Raw genomic sequence first — 15,745 nt, forward strand, 5'->3', positions numbered from 1 at the left:
AGAGCTGCTTCACTTCGCCTGCGCTCTCATTGTCTGGAGAAAATAATCCCAGTTCATGCTCACTGATTTTATTTTGGGATAGGTTCTTATTGTAGTTATTGTAGTGTTTCCATGCGGATTGTCTGGGAGCTGCCCAGCGCTTTAATAACGTTCTATTCATCATCGCTTAAAAAATAAATTCCAAAAAACGAAACTATAGGCTCTCAGAGAGGGGTTCATGGCTCCTCCCTCTCATCCTTCCCACAGTTCGCATTCAGCCCCAGTCAAACATCCCGTTTTCAAGTGCATCTGCCACAAGCCGTTACTCTCACCGGGTAAGGCTGATACCCAGCTCCCTCGCCTTCACGGCGCTTGCTTCTTCGATTAGCACCTTGGGGGCTCCTCATAACCTTTCCATTGACCAAATCCATTTGCCCATTCAACAGGCTGGCCAGCCTTACCATGACTGCAGCAACACCCAAGTGTAACTACGCCCAAGTCATTAATCTTTTGAATTTCTTCAGCAATGCAGCTATCTAAGGAACTTCAGTTCTTCCCGATTCTCTTGGATTGTTCAACTTAACCGTTGTTAAAGTGTTATGCTTACACATCCTCTTTCGCCTCCGTTCTGCTCGCTATAGCGGCTATTTTCTTCCTAAGTGACTATGCGGTTTTCGTTCAGTCTCTCGCTTTACATATATGCCGGACAGGCCGAATTCCGTACGTACTGTCGTCTTTAAAAACAATCTCGAAAGGCAGCTTACATAGGTGACTCTTCTTGAAGCGATGCTTTATGCTTTCCTTTTAACGCTAGTCGCTTGCCCCTGCTAGCCGATCTTTACCTGTTGCAGCCACAGGCCCGGAGAGTAGGAATAAGCCGACAGCAAGCTGCTCTGAGGACTCTACAGAATCGGCGTGAATGCCCGTACCTTTCTTTCAAACCCTCATACTATGTTGGTATAAAAACATAGGAGGAATTGATATGAACTTAGGCATGATTTTAGTGTTATTTATTTTGTTGGTGATTGTCGCTCAAACGTTTTTAGGAAGTAGTATCTCCTCAGAAAATGATCAACCCATCTCCGCTTTATACACCGAAGGTTTCGATGTCGTTAATGAGACAACCAATTATAGGTTTATACTTTCATCAAAAAGCGGATCAATTGAGTACCCAGCCTCTTCCATTATTAATCCAAGAGGAGGTTCTAATCATTTCGAGTTGCAGTTAAGCCGTCCTTCAAATGAAGCCTCCGTTACTTATACTGCATACAATCTTGGGAACCAAGTAATCGGAGAAGTAAAATTCGGGTTCAAATGCGTCTATCTTTTAGGTGTTCGATTTTCTTCGACTTCGACAGTTACAAATACTGCTCCTGTAAATATTTCAAACGGAAACACTCGTATTGCAATAATAAATCAATGACAAGTGTAATTTAAACCCACCCCAACTAAACCACGTGGCACGTGACCGTTATAGCGCTGGGGCAGGCGATGTGAATAGCGAATCGGGTTTAGCGAATGAGCGTAGCGTGCTTATATGTGATGCAGGACTAGCCTGCTTGTCACCGGAGATGTGCAAGAGAGTATCGACGAATGGAGTTGTCCCGGAACTGGACCTCAATCATGTGCAGGCCGTCCAGCGTTACCTTATCGGCTTTAATGACCTTGCCAGTTTCGGTTTGAACTCGGTAATCCTGACCCCTGTAGCTGAACTGTCCTTCACTTCCAAGCTCCATTGCCATCGCTCCTTAACAAAAATCCAGACGGCCTCCTATAAGCGCGTTTAAGTGTCTGTGCTCTGACCCACTGAATGTGTCGGCAGTCTGCCCAAACGCCAAATCAGCCCTATAGCGACCGTCTGGTAAAGGTTAAACGCCCCATGCGCCTCTACATAAGGTGCAAGAGTCGAGAGGAGCTTTCACCGTAATAGAAAAGCCGACCACATTGGCCGGCTGAATGTTAAGGCGTTCACGCCTCGTCGGTGTCTCTCTCGATTCCTTTCACTAACAATTTACCATGGATATGAGCAAATCCGTTGCTCAATATTTATCCGTTTTTTTCTTCTTTTTTTCAACAGTATTTCTCCGAAATTTATACATGTCTACTTTTATCCCTTTTGATGAAACTGGGCACCAATTCGGGCACCAATATGAATCGGAATTTAGCAGGTGTGCGCTTTAGTCGACTACAGGGCACCAAATGGGCACCAGGTGAGCTTTGAGCGCTATGATAAAGGACCGTAAAAAAGGAAAAAACCCTTGATATACAAGGGTTTTTGGCTATGATCTGTAGTGGGCTCGAACCACTGACCCCTACCCTGTCAAGATAGTGCTCTCCCAGCTGAGCTAACAGATCAAATATTAAGTTTCAGTGAAGTTCTTGCTGCGAACAATTAATACTATATCAGACGTGAAAAGCAGAGTCAACTTTTTTTGAAAACATTTTTAAGTGCCCTTTTTTCTCCAAAAAGACCTGAATATTTGACTAAAAATCCTTTTAAAAGCTTGTTTCAAAATCGGAATGGGGCTGTAATAATGATCAATACAACATTCCATTTTTTATAAAATAATACAACATATTCCGACAAAATCATCAAAATTTCTAAAGGATGTGAGTTTTTATGTCGAACAAAAAAGAAATTCTGCAACGTATTGAAATGCTGCGCGAGGCGTTGAATAAAGCGCCGCTCGGTCCATCCGGATACAATTTGGAGCTTAGCCAAAAGCTGGATGAACTCATTGTTTCCTACTACAAAGCCGGATAATAAAGTGCTTCTTCAACTGTTCAATTTTAATTGAATCTTCCCGCTCACCACCTCTTCCATTTCATCTAGGATTTATGATACAATTTGTATCATAAAGAAAATGGCTTAGGGGTTGCTGTCATGTTGTTATTGAAGCTTTTGTGCGAACCGGCTCATTTCCAACAAGCTTATGAAGAAAAATGGCTTGTCGCTGTTTATAAGGACTCAAAATTAGTCGAAAACGGTTCACCAATCGATATGTTCAATAGCAACACCGTCAAAATTAACGGGGTTTATTATTTTGTCGAGGAATGCAAATTCGAAGGCCGCCGGCTTGTTCGCCGAAACGAGGCCGATGCTCAAAGAAGCTTTGGCTAAATCAACTATATTTCTCCCCCTCTGGCAATGACCTCCGGCTCATCTGGCCTCTGTCCAAATTCAAACCCAGTACAAAGTATTCGTAATCCCTATTGTAAATGAGACTCTCCGTACAACGGCAGCAGAGATTCATTATACATAGCCCGAACTATTTTTTGATTCTCTCATACGATGTTGATATACATTGCTGGGAGGAACAAGAAATGAATACGGAAAGAAACAGGATTAGTTCCGTTAACGGAAAAAGCCTGGGCATTATTTTGATCTTGTTTATTTTGCTGGTCATCGTCACACGTGTCTGCACCTCAAAAAACTTGCCTGATAACGAACAAAGCATAATAGATAACGATTCATTTGATATTGCCGGTTCGCAAGACTTTGTTATCGTTAATTACAGCAGCTATTTGTTTTACGTAAACGTGTACTCGGGAGATGTTAAAAATATTTCTAATTCAATCAATCTTGCGCCATACGGCGGTGAAAACACTTTCAGATTAACGACTAAATTTAATAGCTCTACTTCTGGAAACGTCGCTTATGCAAGTTTAAGTTCTGCAAGGCTCTTCTTTACTGTTTCACAAACACCAGGAAGCGGATCCGGCAGTTTTAGTAATATATCAATTCAAGGACCTATAACCGCATATATTTCGAGTGTGTCTAATTTTAGGTTAGTTGTTCACGACGAGGATAATCAATAAAAAGCAAACGGACAGAAACAGGATTAGTTCAGTTCCATATTAATAATCAGACCTCAAACTATTGGTTAAAAGCTATCTCGTTTACAGGCGATGGATTTGAAAACGGAGTCCCGGTTATGACAACAATTCCTCCTGAAGACAGATATCGCTTTGAAATATTAGTGAGTGCTAGAAAGGCTTACTATGCTTACGTAATCTACGAGACATTGGCCGGGACAGAAGTAATGCAGGCAGTCTTCAAGCAACCATGTATACAAACGGCCCGTTTAATGTGAGATTTCAGGATGTTACTATTACAGGACCGTTCACGCAAAATAGCTCCTATACGACTTTAAATGTGAGACTCGCATAACACTAAGGTCCGACCACCGAAACGCAGCTTTCTCTTTCGTCAATAACAACTAACAAAAAGCAAACAAACCAGCCTGTTTAAATCGGCTGGTTTGTTTTAAGCTGCAGTTCTTCTCAGAGAAGCCTTGGCTAATATATATCGTTCCACTTACATCTCTATATAACGATTCTTCATATCGCCGTCAATTCCGAGCCCGAACTATTCTAAAAATCTCTCATATGATGTTGATAAAGAAACTCTTGAGGAGAGGCAGTCCTATTATAAGTCTCTTTTCAAGAAATTCAAGAGAAACAACAAGGTTAATTAGATGAACAAAACAGCAAAAGGAGAAAGATCCTATGAACACAGGAAATACCGATAACAGTAAAAGAAAAAACGCAGGAACTATTTTGATTTTGTTCGTACTGCTCGTTATTGTATCAAGCATTTACTGCGCTTCTTTAATACAAACTCCTTCTTTCAGTCAGTCAGCGGACGGGTCGTCCTCCTCCATGGCGTCTTCGCAAACATTCACTATTAACAACCAGACTACAACTTACTATTTAAAACCAACCCAATTCGAAGGCGATGGATTTGAAAACGGACCTCCGATAATGAAAACAATTCTTCCTGAGGGCAGGGCCTCTTTTCAAATATTAAGGAGCATTAACAGAACATACGAGGCTACTGTCAGATACCAGATTAATACTCGTGACGGGAATAATGTGGGTGGGCTTGAGACAACCATGTATACGAATACCCAACTTGGTGTCCCTTACTTTAAGAATACTATTATTTCAGGGCCGTTCACAACAAGCGTCGGTACTAATGGCAGTGCTCTTGTTTTAAATGTAAAAGCTCGATAACCCGTTAGTACGTACAAAAAGTTACTACGCAACTTAACTTACTCCCACTGCAAACACATTCTCCCTTTTAAAAGCTGTGTTTGAATTGAGGACATCCGCACCGCAAATTGTCCCTATAGAAGCCCGAACTATTCTCTGATTCTTTCATAAGATGTTGGTATAAACATTGCTGGGAGGAACACAGAATGAATATGGAAAGAACCGGGATTAGTTCCGTTAACGGAAAAAACCTAGGCATTATTTTGGTGTTGTTTATTTTGCTAATAACCGTCACAAGCGTTTTCGCTCCAAAGTACTTGCTTAACAATAACTCTACCGGACAAGGCTCACCTGAAGGTTCAGTTGGTATTGCTGGAACACAAACCTTTACTATTGCCAATTACAGCAGTGTTCTCTTGGGCTTAACAGCTATCAGTGGAGATGCAAATCCGCCAGAGCCATCCGGTACGCTTTTGCCTTACACAGGAATCAACGAAATTAATCTTACTACGTATCAATTTGGATCCTCTTCTGCACATATCATTTATAGATCCAGAGAATTCAGAAGTACGGAAAGCGTATCTTTTACTCTTGAAAAAATAGTCGGACAGGGACCCGCAAGAATTGTAAACATCATTACAACAGGTGAAGTTCAAGCGTATGTTTCAAGTCTGTCGCCATTCAAATTAATCATTAATGATGTGTTAGGGGGGTCGATAATATGAACACAGAAAGTTCCGTAATTAGCAAAAGAAAAAGCGTAGGCATTATTTTAGTGTTGTTCATCCTGCTTGTAATTGTTACCCGTGTATTTTATACGCCTTTATTAAAATCTCCCCTCTCCGGACAGCCGGACGACGGTTCCTTATCCATCACCGCTTCGCAAATGTTCCTCCTTAATAATCAGACCTCAAACTATTGGTTAAAACCTATCTCGTTTACAGGCGATGGATTTGAAAACGGAGTACCGGTTATGACAACAATTCCTCCTGAAGACAGATATCGCTTTGAAATATTAGTTAGTGCTAGAAGGGCTTACTATGCTTACGTAAACTACGAGATCATTGATCGGAGCGGAAGTAATGCAGGCAGTCTTCAAGCAACCATGTATACCAACGGCCCGTTTAATGTGAAATTTCAGGATGTTACTATTACAGGACCGTTCACGCAAAATAGCTCCTATACGACTTTAAATGTGAGACCCGCATAACACTAAGGTCCGACCACCGGGACGCAGCTTTCTCTTTCGTCAATAACAACTAATAAAAAGCAAACAAACCAGCCTGTTTAAATCGGCTGGTTTGTTTTAAGCTGCAGTTCTCCTAATCGATTATGATCAAGCTCTGATATTGTGAATCTTTGGTCTCCAATTCCGAGCCCGAACGATTTACTATTCCTGTCATACATTGTTGATATAAACATCGCAGGGAGGAACACAGAAAGGATATGGAAATACCTAGAATTAGTTCCGTTAACGGAAAAAGCCTGGGCATAATTTTGGTATTGTTTATTTTGCTAGTAATCGTCACCAGCGTTTTCTCTACGAAGTACTGGATTCATAACAATTCTTCCGTACAAAGCCCCGATGACGATTCGGTTGATATTGCTGCAACACAAACCTTTGCGATCGTGAATTATAGCAGATTTCGCTTGGGCTTAGACAACATCAGTGGGGATGCTAGTCCGCCCACACCTTCCATTACGCTTTTGCCTTATGAAGGAATAAACGAGATTAATCTTACGATTTATCGACTTAGGTCAAGCAGTTCAAATGCCATTTATAGGAGCAGAGAATTTAGAAGCGAAAGCTTATCTTTTACTCTCGAAAGAATTATTGGATTTGGTCTCCCAAGAATCACAAATATCGTTACCACTGGTGAAATTGAAGCCAATGTTTCCAGTGTCTCCTCATTCAGATTGATCATTAATGACATTCAGGGGGGAATATATGAACCTAGAAAGTTCTGAAAACAATAAAAGAAATAACACAGGAATTATTTTAGCGCTGTTCATCTTGCTTGTACTTGTTACCCGCGTTTTCTATGCGCCGTCGCCGCAAGCTCCCTCCTCCGGTCAGCCGGGCGACGGCTCCTCATCCATCACAGCTTCACAAAGGTTTACCATTAATAATCAGACTTCAAACTACTGGATTAAACCCATTTGGTTTGCAGGCGAAGGATTTAAAAACGGACTGCCGGTAATGAGAACGATTTCTCCTGAGGGCAGCTACGGCTTTGAAATATTATGGAGTTTTAGCCGTGTTTACACCGCTACTGTCGCATACGAGATTAATAGACGCGATGGAAGTAACGCGGGCAGTCTGCAAACAACCATGTATACAAACAGTCCATTTGATGTAGTATTTCAGAATACTGCTATTTCAGGGCCGTTCACTCAAACCAGCTCTGGTACTACTTTAAATGTGAGTGCCGTGTAGCCAAGCCGTATCATTACACGTACAACGCAACAGTTCCAACATGCATGTTAGCCCTTCTTTTCCTAACAGGAAATCAGAAGGGCCTTAGTTAAAACACCTATGCGGTTAGCAGCACGCTGCCTGCAGCTTCTACGCCTTTCCCTTCCTTCCGTTCAAACACACCGGAATCCGCAGCGCCAAATTAATTACCAGTACGGCAATAAGCATTACAGCCGCCGCATGCGAGGCGATATCCGCCGCGTCGGGCACAATCGCTTCCGACTGCACGTACCACAGATGCACGGCCAGCGTCGCGCCGGGCGACAGCGGGTCGAAGTCCCACATAACGCCGGAGGTTGATACGCCTGATACGAGCACGATAACGGCGCTCTCGCCAAACGCCCTGCCCGCCGTCAGGCTAATCCCCGTCATGATGCCGTTCAGCGCAACCGGGAGGCAAACTTTAAAAATCGTCTGCGTATGCGTAGCGCCGAGCGCCAAGGACCATTGTTTGTATTCAGGAGGCACGGAGCGCATCGCCTCCTCCGTCACCCGGGTAAGCAGCGGCAGGTTGAGCAGCGCCAAGGTGACCGCTCCGCCAATTATGGTCAAGCCGATGCCGAACCCTTCCACAAACAACGCAATGCCGAACAAGCCGAACAACAGCGACGGCACGGATGCCAGTCCTTCGACACAGATCCGGATAAGCCCGATCAGCCGGTTATCCGGCGCAAATTCAGCCAAATAAATACCGGACGCAAGTCCAAGCGGAATCGAGATGAGGAGCGACAGCGCAAGAATATAGACCGAATTAAACAGCGCTGGTCCAACCCCGCCGCCAGCATCAATTTCGCTCGGCAAGCCAAACACAAAATTCCAGCTGAGGCCGGGCAGCCCTTGCGCAACAATCATCCCGATAAAGGAAAGCGTGAACAGCACGCAGCCAAGCCCAACCGCCCATACAAAAGCGCTGAACAGCCGGTCGTTGCGGCGGTTGCGGCGAATCGACTTTTTGCCCCGGACCATTTCATCTAATGGCAGGCTCATCCTTGCTTCTCTCCTTTTTGCTGAAGCATTCTCACGACAGCAATCATCAACAGCGAGATGGCGAGCAGCAGGAAGCCCATCATATAAAGCGCATTGTTCCAGGTGGAATCGAACGGAACATTGGGCAGCTGCATGACAATATTGCTCGTCAGCACCGAGGTAGGCGTCAGCAGGCTGTCCGCCAGCTGCGGCGTATTGCCGATAACCATCACGACAGCCATCGTTTCGCCGATGGCGCGGGCCATACCGAGAATAACCGCCTGCATGATTCCCCGTCCCGCCGCCGGAAAAAGAACACCGCTTACGGTCTGAAAGCGTGTTGCTCCAAGCGCATAGGAGCCCTGCACGTACTTGCGGGGAACGGCGCGGATCGCGTCGTCGCTTATGCGCGTAATGGTCGGCAGCACCATTACCGCGAGAACGATGGAAGCGGCAAGAATGCCGTCGCCAAGGCCGCTGCCCGTTATGGTCCGCAGCGCGGGAATAAGCAGCGTTAAGCCGATATAACCGTAAACGACGGATGGAATCCCTACGAGCAGATCAAGAATCGGACGCATGATACGGCTGAGCCGCTGTGGAGCAAGCTCCGCCAAGAACAACGCAGCGAGCACGGATACGGGCACAGCAAAAAGCAGCGTCAGCCCCGTAACAGCAAAGGTCCCGGCAATAAATACGAGAGCGCCGTATTTTTCATTTTCAGGCTCCCACTCCGCCGAAAAAAAGAACTCCTGCCACGAAACGTCGCGAAAAGTCAGCACCCCGGTACGGAACATGAAAAAAAGCATTGCCAGCAGCACCCCGCATACAAGTATGGCGGAGGCGGCGCATAACAAGCGGAAGGAGCGGTGCTCCATGCGGAGACGCAGCTTGCGTAAGGTCAGACGGCGCGGCGCGCTCGCCGAAGATGGTAAGGTAGTGATCATTTTGCTCATGCCGAACGTTCCTCTCCATGGAATCAAAAGCAATCCCGGAGCCAGAGCGTCGCTCTCGGTCTCCGGGACTTGAATTAAGCGTTTTTCATCGCGGTAATCGGAATAAACTTCAGCTTTTTAAGCGAGCCGTTTTGGAATTTCGCGCTTTGAATATACTCGATGAAAGCTTTGGTCGCTCCGGTTGGCTGCCCTTTTGTCATGTAATAGCCGTAGCTCCACACTTTATAACTGCCTTTAATGACGTTGTCCGTCGTAGGCGCGATATTGTCGATTTTAAGCGTTCATTTTGTCTGTAACGTAGACAAGGTCGATATAACCGATTGAATTCGGAGTCGTCTCTACAGCCATTTTCATATCGCCGCTGGACTTAACCTCTTTGTAGTTATCTCCCTTTGTCATAAAATCGGCGCCCTTGAGCGCCTTCATCTGGAAGTTGACCCGGGTGCCGGAGCCGAATGCGCGGTTCACCACGACGATATCGGCATCCTTACCGCCTACATCCTTCCAGTTCTTCACCTTGCCGGAGAAAATGTCCTGGAGCTGCTTCGTCGTCAAGCCGGTCACGCCGGTATTTTTGTTCACGATGGCCGCAAAAGGAATGACCGCGACTTTATTCGCTACTTGGCCGTCAAATTTTTTGAAACCCGGCACATCGACCGAGGCGTCCCAGTCGCACGCGCCGATATCGGCGATGCCTTTGCGCACCGATTGCGGACCCGTGACGGAACCGGCTGCGGAGGCGGAAATGCGCACCTTCGGGTTCAGCTTTTTGAATTCGCTGGCCGCTTGCAGCGTCAGAGGCAGCAGCGCCACGCCGAAGACCCATACGGGCAGCTGCCTGAGGTGCATATGCTGATCAAAAAGGAGCTGACGATCATGCCTCATTACCGCATTATCGTTGATATATCGGACCGCGCGCTTTATCTGCTGGACGGGAACCGGGTTGTCCGCCAGTTCCCGATTGCCGTCGGAAAAATGCTTACGCAAACACCTACAGGCGAGTTTAAAATTATCAATAAACAGGAAAATCCGGGCGGGCCGTTCGGCGTGCTTTGGATGGGTCTTTCCAAGCCGCATTACGGCATCCACGGGACGAACGATCCCGCTTCCATCGGGAGAGCGGTTTCACATGGCTGTATCCGGATGTACAATGATGATGTGCTTGACCTATCCTCGCTTGTTCCTATCGGAACCAGAGTAACGATTCGCAATTAGCTCTGCCGCAAATGCAACAATGAGCCGCCATGCTGCGTCATAATGGTAAAGGAAGATCTTTCCGACTAGATCCCCTATACCAAGAAAGGAGCTGACTGCAGATGCGTCTGAAAGGAAAAGCAATGTTAGCAGGAGGATTGGCTGGCCTGATGCTCGCTGTCTCTGCCCCGGGAGCAGTGTTCGCTTTTACGGACATAACCCAAGATCCAAACGCCGCCTCTATTCGAAGCCTGGAGAGTGCCGGCATTATTGGCGGCACAGGCAATAGCCAGTTTAAGCCGCAGGAAGCGATGACCTACGCTCAGGCCGTAACACTGCTGGTGAAAGCGTTCGATCTTAACCTGAATGCCATCAAATTTGTTCAAAAGCCCGAGGCGAGCCATTATTTCCCCGGAATGAACGACAATGCCTGGTATTCGGAAGCGTTTATCATTGCAGCCATTCACAATCTTGATCTCGATCCGAAGGTGAAACCCGCCGCTGCAATCAGCCGGGAGCAGTTTGCCCATCTGCTGCTGCAAGCAATCGGGACAACCGGAGACTATGCATTTACGGAAATTTTCATCGAGCTATCCGACGGAGACCAGGTGGACGACAAGTACGAGGTGAACGTGCAGAGACTGCTGATTAGCGGTATCGCCAAGCTTGGAGAAGACGGTTTATTCAAGCCTAAAGAGGCCGTCACGCGCAGCAGCGCGGCAGCCTGGGTAGACGGGGGGATCAGCTTCGTGGAACAGATGAAAAAAACCGAAGAACCGGAAGGCTCTTCGGCAAGTCCGCTCCAGTCTGTTGCGCTGGAAGCTTCGCCTCATGGCGAGGGAGTCAGTAAAATTACGGTGACGGCTCAGGCGCCGCATCCCGGTTATGGCATTCGGATCGCCGGCATCCGGTTCAACGGCGACAAAGCCTACATTACCGTAGAGGCGGTCAAACCAAAACCCGGTCAAATGTACCCGCAGGTTATTACGGATGTAAGCGCCACGACTTATATTGATGCAGCGTATACGGCGGTGCTTGAGAATACGGGCGGGAGCGACAGCTCTACGGGAGGAATCCTGAACGGGAAAAATGCACGTTAGTACCGGAATAGCTCCGTAACTGTTCATAAAACCGGTCCGCGGCGGCCGGCGCATAATCAGCCTCCATATCGAGCGCGCGGTATTCCTCCCGTATGCCGAGCTGGGCTGTGCGCCGGCCGCCGCTGCCGTCTCCACGGTGAAAATCGTCTACGACGATTCGCGGTGCCTCGCTGGCTAGCTTTGCGGCAAAACCGGGAGTGTGGGGCAGCAGCGGCGATACGGCGGCTTGAACCGGAATCCCGGCCTCACGAAGCTCGCGCAAAGCCCGCCAACGGGCCGCCAGCGGCGGAGCCGAGGGCGTAAAATGGCGGCGCATCGCCTCGTCATCCGTTTCCAGCGTGATGCTCGCCCGTACCTTGCCGCCAAAAGCGCGAAGCAGCTCCGTATCGCGCAAAATCAGAGCGCTGCGCGTCTGCAGCAGCAAAAACGCCGGCGGCCGTTCCAGCATAAGCTCAAGCAGCCGGCGCGTCGTTTCATGCTCTGCCTCCGCTGGCTGATAGGGATCAGTAGCAGAGCCGAAAAACAGGCTCAGCAGCCCTTTATCCGACTCGCGGGCCCATTCCTTGCGGAACGCGGCGCTGTCAAGCGGTTTAACATCGACCCAGCTCCCCCAAGGCTCGGAGCGGAACAGGCCGACCGGCATCCGCCGTACATAACAGTAGCTGCAGCCGAAGCTGCAGCCCGTATAAGGATTAAGCGTATGCGTGTATCCTTCCAGGTAACCGCCTGCCGGATTAAGCCAGCGGACAGCTTTGCGCTTGGGCGGCAAGGACAGTCCTTCCCCGCTGCTCATACGGACGGAAAGCTTTCGTCTTCTGAGCGCCCCCGCTCCCTGCCCGCCGCTACTTCGTCCGCAGCAGCGGGCTCCGCCGTACGACACCAGTCGATCGGCTGCATGCCGTGTTTTTTCAAAAAGGCATTCGCTTTCGAAAACGGCTTGCTGCCGAGAAAACCGCGGTGAGCCGAGAACGGGCTTGGATGCGGCGTAGACAGCAGCAGATGGCGGCTGCCATCCAAAAAGGAGGCTTTTTCCTGAGCGTGTTTGCCCCACAGCAAAAACACAGCGGGCTGTTCGCGCTCCCCAATCAGCCGAACGATGCTGTCGGTAAACCTTTCCCAGCCGAGCCCCTGGTGAGAGGCCGCCTGCCCTTTGCGCACCGTAAGCACATTGTTGAGCAGCAGCACGCCTTGACGGGCCCACCCGCGCAAATCGCCATTTGCCGGAACCGGGCAGCCGATATCATTGTTCAGCTCTTTGTAGATGTTCTGCAAAGAGGGCGGGATGCGGACGCCAGGCTGCACGGAGAAGCTGAGCCCATGCGCTTGGCCGGGTCCATGGTAAGGATCTTGACCGAGAATAACAACCTTTGTGCCGGCGAGTGAAGTCAGATGCAATGCGTTGAAAATATCATGCATATCCGGATATACAGCGCCGCCGAGATACTCCTCGGCCAGCCTGGATCGCAGCTCCCTGTAATACGGCTGCTCCATTTCCTTCATTAAATGCTCGTTCCAGTCATTGTGAAATTGCACGGCCATTTCAGCCAGCCTCCTTTACGATGCGGTTATCCATAGGCCTGTCCGGAAACTCCTTGCGGACAGCCGATTATTTGACATTGAACGCTGTAGAAAGTAAGATAGATCAAGCCCATATCGAAGAAAGTTGCAGGTGATTGCAATGAGTTACCGCCCGCTCGTAACGAATGGCAGACTCGCGGAACGCAACGACGCCACCCAGCTTTTCCAGGTTGTCGTGAAGCTCAAGGACGGCGGAGAATGCCGCTTGTTCTACGGTCCGGATGGCATTAAGATTAATCGTCTGCAGACGACGCCTTGCCCGGTTTGCCGCAGAGACTACTATTGCAGCTGCATGGATAAGTTCATCGAAGAAATCAGCAGCCAGGTTGACCTGGAAGAGCTGAAGGCTGCCCAAGCGGCAGCAAAGTAAGAGGCCTACCCAGGCTTCTTTTTTTTATCTTCAACTGCTTCACGCTGATTTTCATAGTGTAACGGATTCCGCATGAGCTGACAAATAGCGTAACTTTTAAGTAAATGAGATTAAGCTCATCGAAATACCTGCCGATAAATAAGGTATTATACGGGAGGAGCGTGGTACAAAATGCGTCTGACAATGGTATTTGGGTGGGCCATCGCTCCATTTGTCATGCTCCCGGTCTCATGGAAACAGCTGTCCGCACCTGCCAAAACATGGGGCGCCGTCTGGACCTTCGCCATGCTGCTCGCACTGGCGTATCTGTTTGTTCCGCTAAGTCAGGGCAATCCTGCCCAGAAGGTTCAAGCCAAAATCGTTCCCGCCGTTTCAAGTCCCTCTCCTCAAGCTTCGCCCGGCAAAAGCCGTACTTAAATTCAACAAAACAAAAAGCTCCCTGTCCGATCGGTGAGATCGTCCACAGGGAGCTTTTGTTAAACCTACGTGATGCCGAGGACCGGGCTCGAACCGGTACGGGAGTAACTCCCGACAGATTTTAAGTCTGTTGCGTCTGCCTATTCCGCCACCCCGGCATGAAGCCATACGATAAACACAACGGAGTTCATCATAACATATATCCCCAGCAAGCGTCAACGAAAAAGTTTAAGTATTCATAAGTTCCGCATGAAATAAAAAAACCTTATGAAATAAAAAAACCTTGCAGCCGCAAGGATTCGAAAGCTTATGGTGGGCCCTGCAGGACTCGAACCTGCGACCAATCGGTTATGAGCCGACCGCTCTAACCAACTGAGCTAAGGGCCCTTTTGTAGGGAATGTTGAGACCGCATAAGGGCGGAAATAAGTTGCGGGGGCAGGATTTGAACCTGCGGCCTTCGGGTTATGAGCCCGACGAGCTACCGGGCTGCTCCACCCCGCGTCATTCTAAAAGGTCCCGTTTGGAACACAAGGATAAATATACTATATTTAACACAGCAAAGTCAACCAGCTCCTCCAGCCCTTTTTAAGGCATATAGCGAACCCCGTATTTTCCCCGTTTGGACTGGAAAACCTCAATCTCCCGCGGGCACTCATATCCGTAAATCCACCAGTCGTTTTCCATTCGCTTTACCAAGCACCCAGCCTGAAACTTGCTGTCATACAACCTTCCCCAATAAATCCAGTTGGACATCGTTGTCATCCTTCACTTTCCTTTCTGCGAATGGCTTCCTGCAATAATGAGGCTTTATCGTCATCGTTCCCAGGCTGATCAAATTTATTCCATCATTGCCGGACAAGCCCAATCTACTTTACACTGGATAGGCTGCGCTACCGCAGCATTCCCATCCAAACGCCTATTTTCCGCTGATAAAGGAGATTTTATGGATATCACTCCGCTCCAGCTTTCCATTCTCACTCTTTGCGCCCTGCTGACCGGGTTTTCCAAAACGGGGATGCCTACGCTGGGTTTATTCGTCGCCGCCATAATGGCCGGCTTTTTCCCCGTTCGGGAGTCCGTCGGCCTCATTACGCCTATACTGATTACCGGCGATATTATAGCGATTATGTACTACCGCAAAGCTGTCGTGTGGAAACATCTGCTCTCGCTGCTGCCGTGGGTGCTCGTTGGACTGGTGCTGGGTTTCCTCGTGTTAGGACGCATTCATGACCGCCCCCTTTCCATTCTGCTCGGCGCGATCGTACTGTCCCTGCTGCTGCTGCATTCGTTTAAGGAACGCGTCGAAAAAGCCGCCTCCGTCTCTCTGAGCTCGTCTCCGCTGTTCAATAACGGGCTTGGCGTGCTCGCGGGATTCACAACGATGGTTGGCAACGCCGCTGGCAGCATCATGTCGATCTATCTGCTCTCCAAAGGAATGAATAAAACGTTATTTGTCGGCACAAATGCGTTTTTCTTCTTCATCGTTAATGTCGCCAAAGTGCCGTTCACCGCTTCCATCGGACTGATCACCGCCGACTCTCTGCTCCTCAATGCGTGGATGATTCCCGCTGTCGCCGCAGGCGCCTACATCGGCATTAAGCTGCTCCCGCACATTCCGCAAAAGACATTCCAGGCCCTCGTACTTATCCTTGCGGGAATCGGCGGATTAAAGCTGCTTTTGTTTTGAACGCAAAAGAGCCCCTTTTTTTTCAAAGG

19 protein-coding genes, 4 tRNA genes and 1 pseudogene are annotated in these 15,745 nt (G+C 48.4%); 14 read left to right on the forward strand and 10 right to left on the reverse strand.

Annotated features, from left to right (window positions below):
• The first annotated feature begins 961 nt into the window (after window positions 1–961).
• Window positions 962–1,402, forward strand: coding sequence for a hypothetical protein (locus M3223_RS02530; RefSeq protein WP_251558619.1), 441 nt, complete (start codon window positions 962–964; stop codon window positions 1,400–1,402).
• A 139-nt stretch (window positions 1,403–1,541) separates the two neighbouring features.
• Here the strand turns inward: M3223_RS02530 and M3223_RS02535 are convergent, their stop codons facing one another.
• Window positions 1,542–1,715, reverse strand: a complete 174-nt coding sequence (locus M3223_RS02535) for a hypothetical protein (protein WP_251558621.1) — start codon at window positions 1,713–1,715, stop codon at window positions 1,542–1,544.
• Window positions 1,716–2,261: 546 nt separating this feature from the next.
• A tRNA-Val gene (locus tag M3223_RS02540) sits at window positions 2,262–2,334 on the reverse strand.
• Between the two features lie 265 nt (window positions 2,335–2,599).
• Here M3223_RS02540 and M3223_RS02545 point away from each other — a divergent pair.
• The 8 genes from M3223_RS02545 (at window position 2,600) to M3223_RS02580 (ending at window position 7,411) form a co-directional block, all read left to right on the forward strand.
• The gene (locus M3223_RS02545; RefSeq protein WP_251558623.1) at window positions 2,600–2,743 is read left to right on the forward strand and encodes an aspartyl-phosphate phosphatase Spo0E family protein; all 144 of its coding nucleotides are present in this window, start codon (window positions 2,600–2,602) and stop codon (window positions 2,741–2,743) included.
• Between the two features lie 84 nt (window positions 2,744–2,827).
• Window positions 2,828–3,100 carry a hypothetical protein gene (locus M3223_RS02550; RefSeq protein WP_251558625.1) on the forward strand — a complete coding sequence of 91 codons (273 nt, stop codon included), beginning with the start codon at window positions 2,828–2,830 and terminating at the stop codon, window positions 3,098–3,100.
• Window positions 3,101–3,303: 203 nt separating this feature from the next.
• Entirely contained in the window at window positions 3,304–3,798 is a 495-nt protein-coding gene (locus M3223_RS02555; protein ID WP_251558628.1) for a hypothetical protein, read from the forward strand.
• 690 nt (window positions 3,799–4,488) lie between these two features.
• On the forward strand, window positions 4,489–4,995 hold the full coding sequence (locus tag M3223_RS02560) for a hypothetical protein (RefSeq protein WP_251558630.1): 507 nt from the start codon (window positions 4,489–4,491) through the stop codon (window positions 4,993–4,995).
• A gap of 185 nt (window positions 4,996–5,180) precedes the next feature.
• Window positions 5,181–5,699, forward strand: a complete 519-nt coding sequence (locus tag M3223_RS02565; protein ID WP_251558632.1) for a hypothetical protein — start codon at window positions 5,181–5,183, stop codon at window positions 5,697–5,699.
• Entirely contained in the window at window positions 5,696–6,184 is a 489-nt protein-coding gene (locus tag M3223_RS02570; protein WP_251558634.1) for a hypothetical protein, read from the forward strand. The genes M3223_RS02565 and M3223_RS02570 overlap by 4 nt, the downstream gene beginning before the upstream one ends.
• A 236-nt stretch (window positions 6,185–6,420) precedes the next feature.
• Window positions 6,421–6,942 (forward strand): hypothetical protein, encoded by a 522-nt coding sequence (locus tag M3223_RS02575; protein ID WP_251558636.1) that lies wholly within the window; start codon window positions 6,421–6,423, stop codon window positions 6,940–6,942.
• Window positions 6,923–7,411 (forward strand): hypothetical protein, encoded by a 489-nt coding sequence (locus M3223_RS02580; protein WP_251558638.1) that lies wholly within the window; start codon window positions 6,923–6,925, stop codon window positions 7,409–7,411. The genes M3223_RS02575 and M3223_RS02580 overlap by 20 nt, the downstream gene beginning before the upstream one ends.
• Before the next feature lie 129 nt (window positions 7,412–7,540).
• Here M3223_RS02580 and pstA read toward each other — a convergent pair whose 3' ends face one another.
• From pstA to M3223_RS02595, 3 genes and pseudogenes are all read right to left on the reverse strand, one after another.
• Window positions 7,541–8,437 (reverse strand): phosphate ABC transporter permease PstA, encoded by an 897-nt coding sequence (pstA, locus tag M3223_RS02585; protein WP_251558640.1) that lies wholly within the window; start codon window positions 8,435–8,437, stop codon window positions 7,541–7,543.
• Complete coding sequence (gene pstC, locus M3223_RS02590) at window positions 8,434–9,369, reverse strand: phosphate ABC transporter permease subunit PstC (protein ID WP_435367987.1); 936 nt, start codon at window positions 9,367–9,369, stop codon at window positions 8,434–8,436. Before pstC ends, pstA begins: the two co-directional genes overlap by 4 nt.
• A 74-nt stretch (window positions 9,370–9,443) precedes the next feature.
• Window positions 9,444–10,179, reverse strand: a pseudogene (locus tag M3223_RS02595) (phosphate ABC transporter substrate-binding protein); the annotation flags it as partial.
• A 66-nt stretch (window positions 10,180–10,245) separates the two neighbouring features.
• On the opposite strand from M3223_RS02595, the gene M3223_RS02600 reads away from it, so the two are divergent.
• Both M3223_RS02600 and M3223_RS02605 read left to right on the forward strand, forming a co-directional pair.
• Window positions 10,246–10,584 carry a L,D-transpeptidase gene (locus M3223_RS02600; protein ID WP_251558642.1) on the forward strand — a complete coding sequence of 113 codons (339 nt, stop codon included), beginning with the start codon at window positions 10,246–10,248 and terminating at the stop codon, window positions 10,582–10,584.
• A gap of 101 nt (window positions 10,585–10,685) precedes the next feature.
• Window positions 10,686–11,663 (forward strand): S-layer homology domain-containing protein, encoded by a 978-nt coding sequence (locus M3223_RS02605; RefSeq protein ID WP_251558644.1) that lies wholly within the window; start codon window positions 10,686–10,688, stop codon window positions 11,661–11,663.
• Here the strand turns inward: M3223_RS02605 and M3223_RS02610 are convergent.
• Together M3223_RS02610 and M3223_RS02615 are read right to left on the reverse strand one after the other, a co-directional pair.
• The gene (locus tag M3223_RS02610; RefSeq protein WP_251558646.1) at window positions 11,626–12,432 is read right to left on the reverse strand and encodes an SPL family radical SAM protein; all 807 of its coding nucleotides are present in this window, start codon (window positions 12,430–12,432) and stop codon (window positions 11,626–11,628) included. The two genes, M3223_RS02605 and M3223_RS02610, sit on opposite strands and share 38 nt — an antisense overlap.
• 20 nt (window positions 12,433–12,452) lie before the next feature.
• On the reverse strand, window positions 12,453–13,202 hold the full coding sequence (locus M3223_RS02615) for a uracil-DNA glycosylase (RefSeq protein ID WP_251558648.1): 750 nt from the start codon (window positions 13,200–13,202) through the stop codon (window positions 12,453–12,455).
• 139 nt (window positions 13,203–13,341) lie between these two features.
• Here M3223_RS02615 and M3223_RS02620 point away from each other — a divergent pair, with 139 nt between their 5' ends.
• Window positions 13,342–13,611 carry a hypothetical protein gene (locus tag M3223_RS02620; protein WP_251558650.1) on the forward strand — a complete coding sequence of 90 codons (270 nt, stop codon included), beginning with the start codon at window positions 13,342–13,344 and terminating at the stop codon, window positions 13,609–13,611.
• A 171-nt stretch (window positions 13,612–13,782) separates the two neighbouring features.
• Window positions 13,783–14,028 carry a hypothetical protein gene (locus M3223_RS02625; RefSeq protein ID WP_251558651.1) on the forward strand — a complete coding sequence of 82 codons (246 nt, stop codon included), beginning with the start codon at window positions 13,783–13,785 and terminating at the stop codon, window positions 14,026–14,028.
• A 73-nt stretch (window positions 14,029–14,101) separates the two neighbouring features.
• On the opposite strand, the gene M3223_RS02630 is transcribed toward M3223_RS02625, so the two are convergent.
• From M3223_RS02630 to M3223_RS02640, 3 genes are all read right to left on the reverse strand, one after another.
• Window positions 14,102–14,186, reverse strand: a tRNA-Leu gene (locus M3223_RS02630).
• A gap of 152 nt (window positions 14,187–14,338) precedes the next feature.
• A tRNA-Ile gene (locus M3223_RS02635) sits at window positions 14,339–14,415 on the reverse strand.
• A 41-nt stretch (window positions 14,416–14,456) separates the two neighbouring features.
• Window positions 14,457–14,530: transfer RNA gene (locus M3223_RS02640), tRNA-Met, on the reverse strand.
• 442 nt (window positions 14,531–14,972) lie between these two features.
• Here M3223_RS02640 and M3223_RS02645 point away from each other — a divergent pair.
• The gene (locus tag M3223_RS02645; RefSeq protein WP_251558653.1) at window positions 14,973–15,716 is read left to right on the forward strand and encodes a sulfite exporter TauE/SafE family protein; all 744 of its coding nucleotides are present in this window, start codon (window positions 14,973–14,975) and stop codon (window positions 15,714–15,716) included.
• Window positions 15,717–15,745 lie beyond the last annotated feature (29 nt).

It is taken from the genome of Paenibacillus pasadenensis, assembly GCF_023715725.1.
In the GTDB taxonomy this organism is placed as follows: Bacteria; Bacillota; Bacilli; order Paenibacillales; family Paenibacillaceae; genus Paenibacillus_O; species Paenibacillus_O pasadenensis_A.

Coding starts and splice junctions, on each gene's coding strand:
- M3223_RS02580 (WP_251558638.1), top strand. CDS start 6,923: ATGAACCTAGAAAGTTCTGAAAACAATAAAAGAAATAACACAGGAATT.
- M3223_RS02620 (WP_251558650.1), top strand. CDS start 13,342: ATGAGTTACCGCCCGCTCGTAACGAATGGCAGACTCGCGGAACGCAAC.
- M3223_RS02605 (WP_251558644.1), top strand. CDS start 10,686: ATGCGTCTGAAAGGAAAAGCAATGTTAGCAGGAGGATTGGCTGGCCTG.
- M3223_RS02600 (WP_251558642.1), top strand. CDS start 10,246: ATGCCTCATTACCGCATTATCGTTGATATATCGGACCGCGCGCTTTAT.
- M3223_RS02570 (WP_251558634.1), top strand. CDS start 5,696: ATGAACACAGAAAGTTCCGTAATTAGCAAAAGAAAAAGCGTAGGCATT.
- M3223_RS02560 (WP_251558630.1), top strand. CDS start 4,489: ATGAACACAGGAAATACCGATAACAGTAAAAGAAAAAACGCAGGAACT.
- M3223_RS02645 (WP_251558653.1), top strand. CDS start 14,973: ATGGATATCACTCCGCTCCAGCTTTCCATTCTCACTCTTTGCGCCCTG.
- pstA (WP_251558640.1), bottom strand. CDS start 8,437: ATGAGCCTGCCATTAGATGAAATGGTCCGGGGCAAAAAGTCGATTCGC.
- M3223_RS02555 (WP_251558628.1), top strand. CDS start 3,304: ATGAATACGGAAAGAAACAGGATTAGTTCCGTTAACGGAAAAAGCCTG.
- M3223_RS02615 (WP_251558648.1), bottom strand. CDS start 13,202: ATGGCCGTGCAATTTCACAATGACTGGAACGAGCATTTAATGAAGGAA.
- M3223_RS02575 (WP_251558636.1), top strand. CDS start 6,421: ATGGAAATACCTAGAATTAGTTCCGTTAACGGAAAAAGCCTGGGCATA.
- M3223_RS02535 (WP_251558621.1), bottom strand. CDS start 1,715: ATGGAGCTTGGAAGTGAAGGACAGTTCAGCTACAGGGGTCAGGATTAC.
- M3223_RS02625 (WP_251558651.1), top strand. CDS start 13,783: ATGCGTCTGACAATGGTATTTGGGTGGGCCATCGCTCCATTTGTCATG.
- M3223_RS02565 (WP_251558632.1), top strand. CDS start 5,181: ATGAATATGGAAAGAACCGGGATTAGTTCCGTTAACGGAAAAAACCTA.
- M3223_RS02545 (WP_251558623.1), top strand. CDS start 2,600: ATGTCGAACAAAAAAGAAATTCTGCAACGTATTGAAATGCTGCGCGAG.
- pstC (WP_435367987.1), bottom strand. CDS start 9,369: ATGAGCAAAATGATCACTACCTTACCATCTTCGGCGAGCGCGCCGCGC.
- M3223_RS02530 (WP_251558619.1), top strand. CDS start 962: ATGAACTTAGGCATGATTTTAGTGTTATTTATTTTGTTGGTGATTGTC.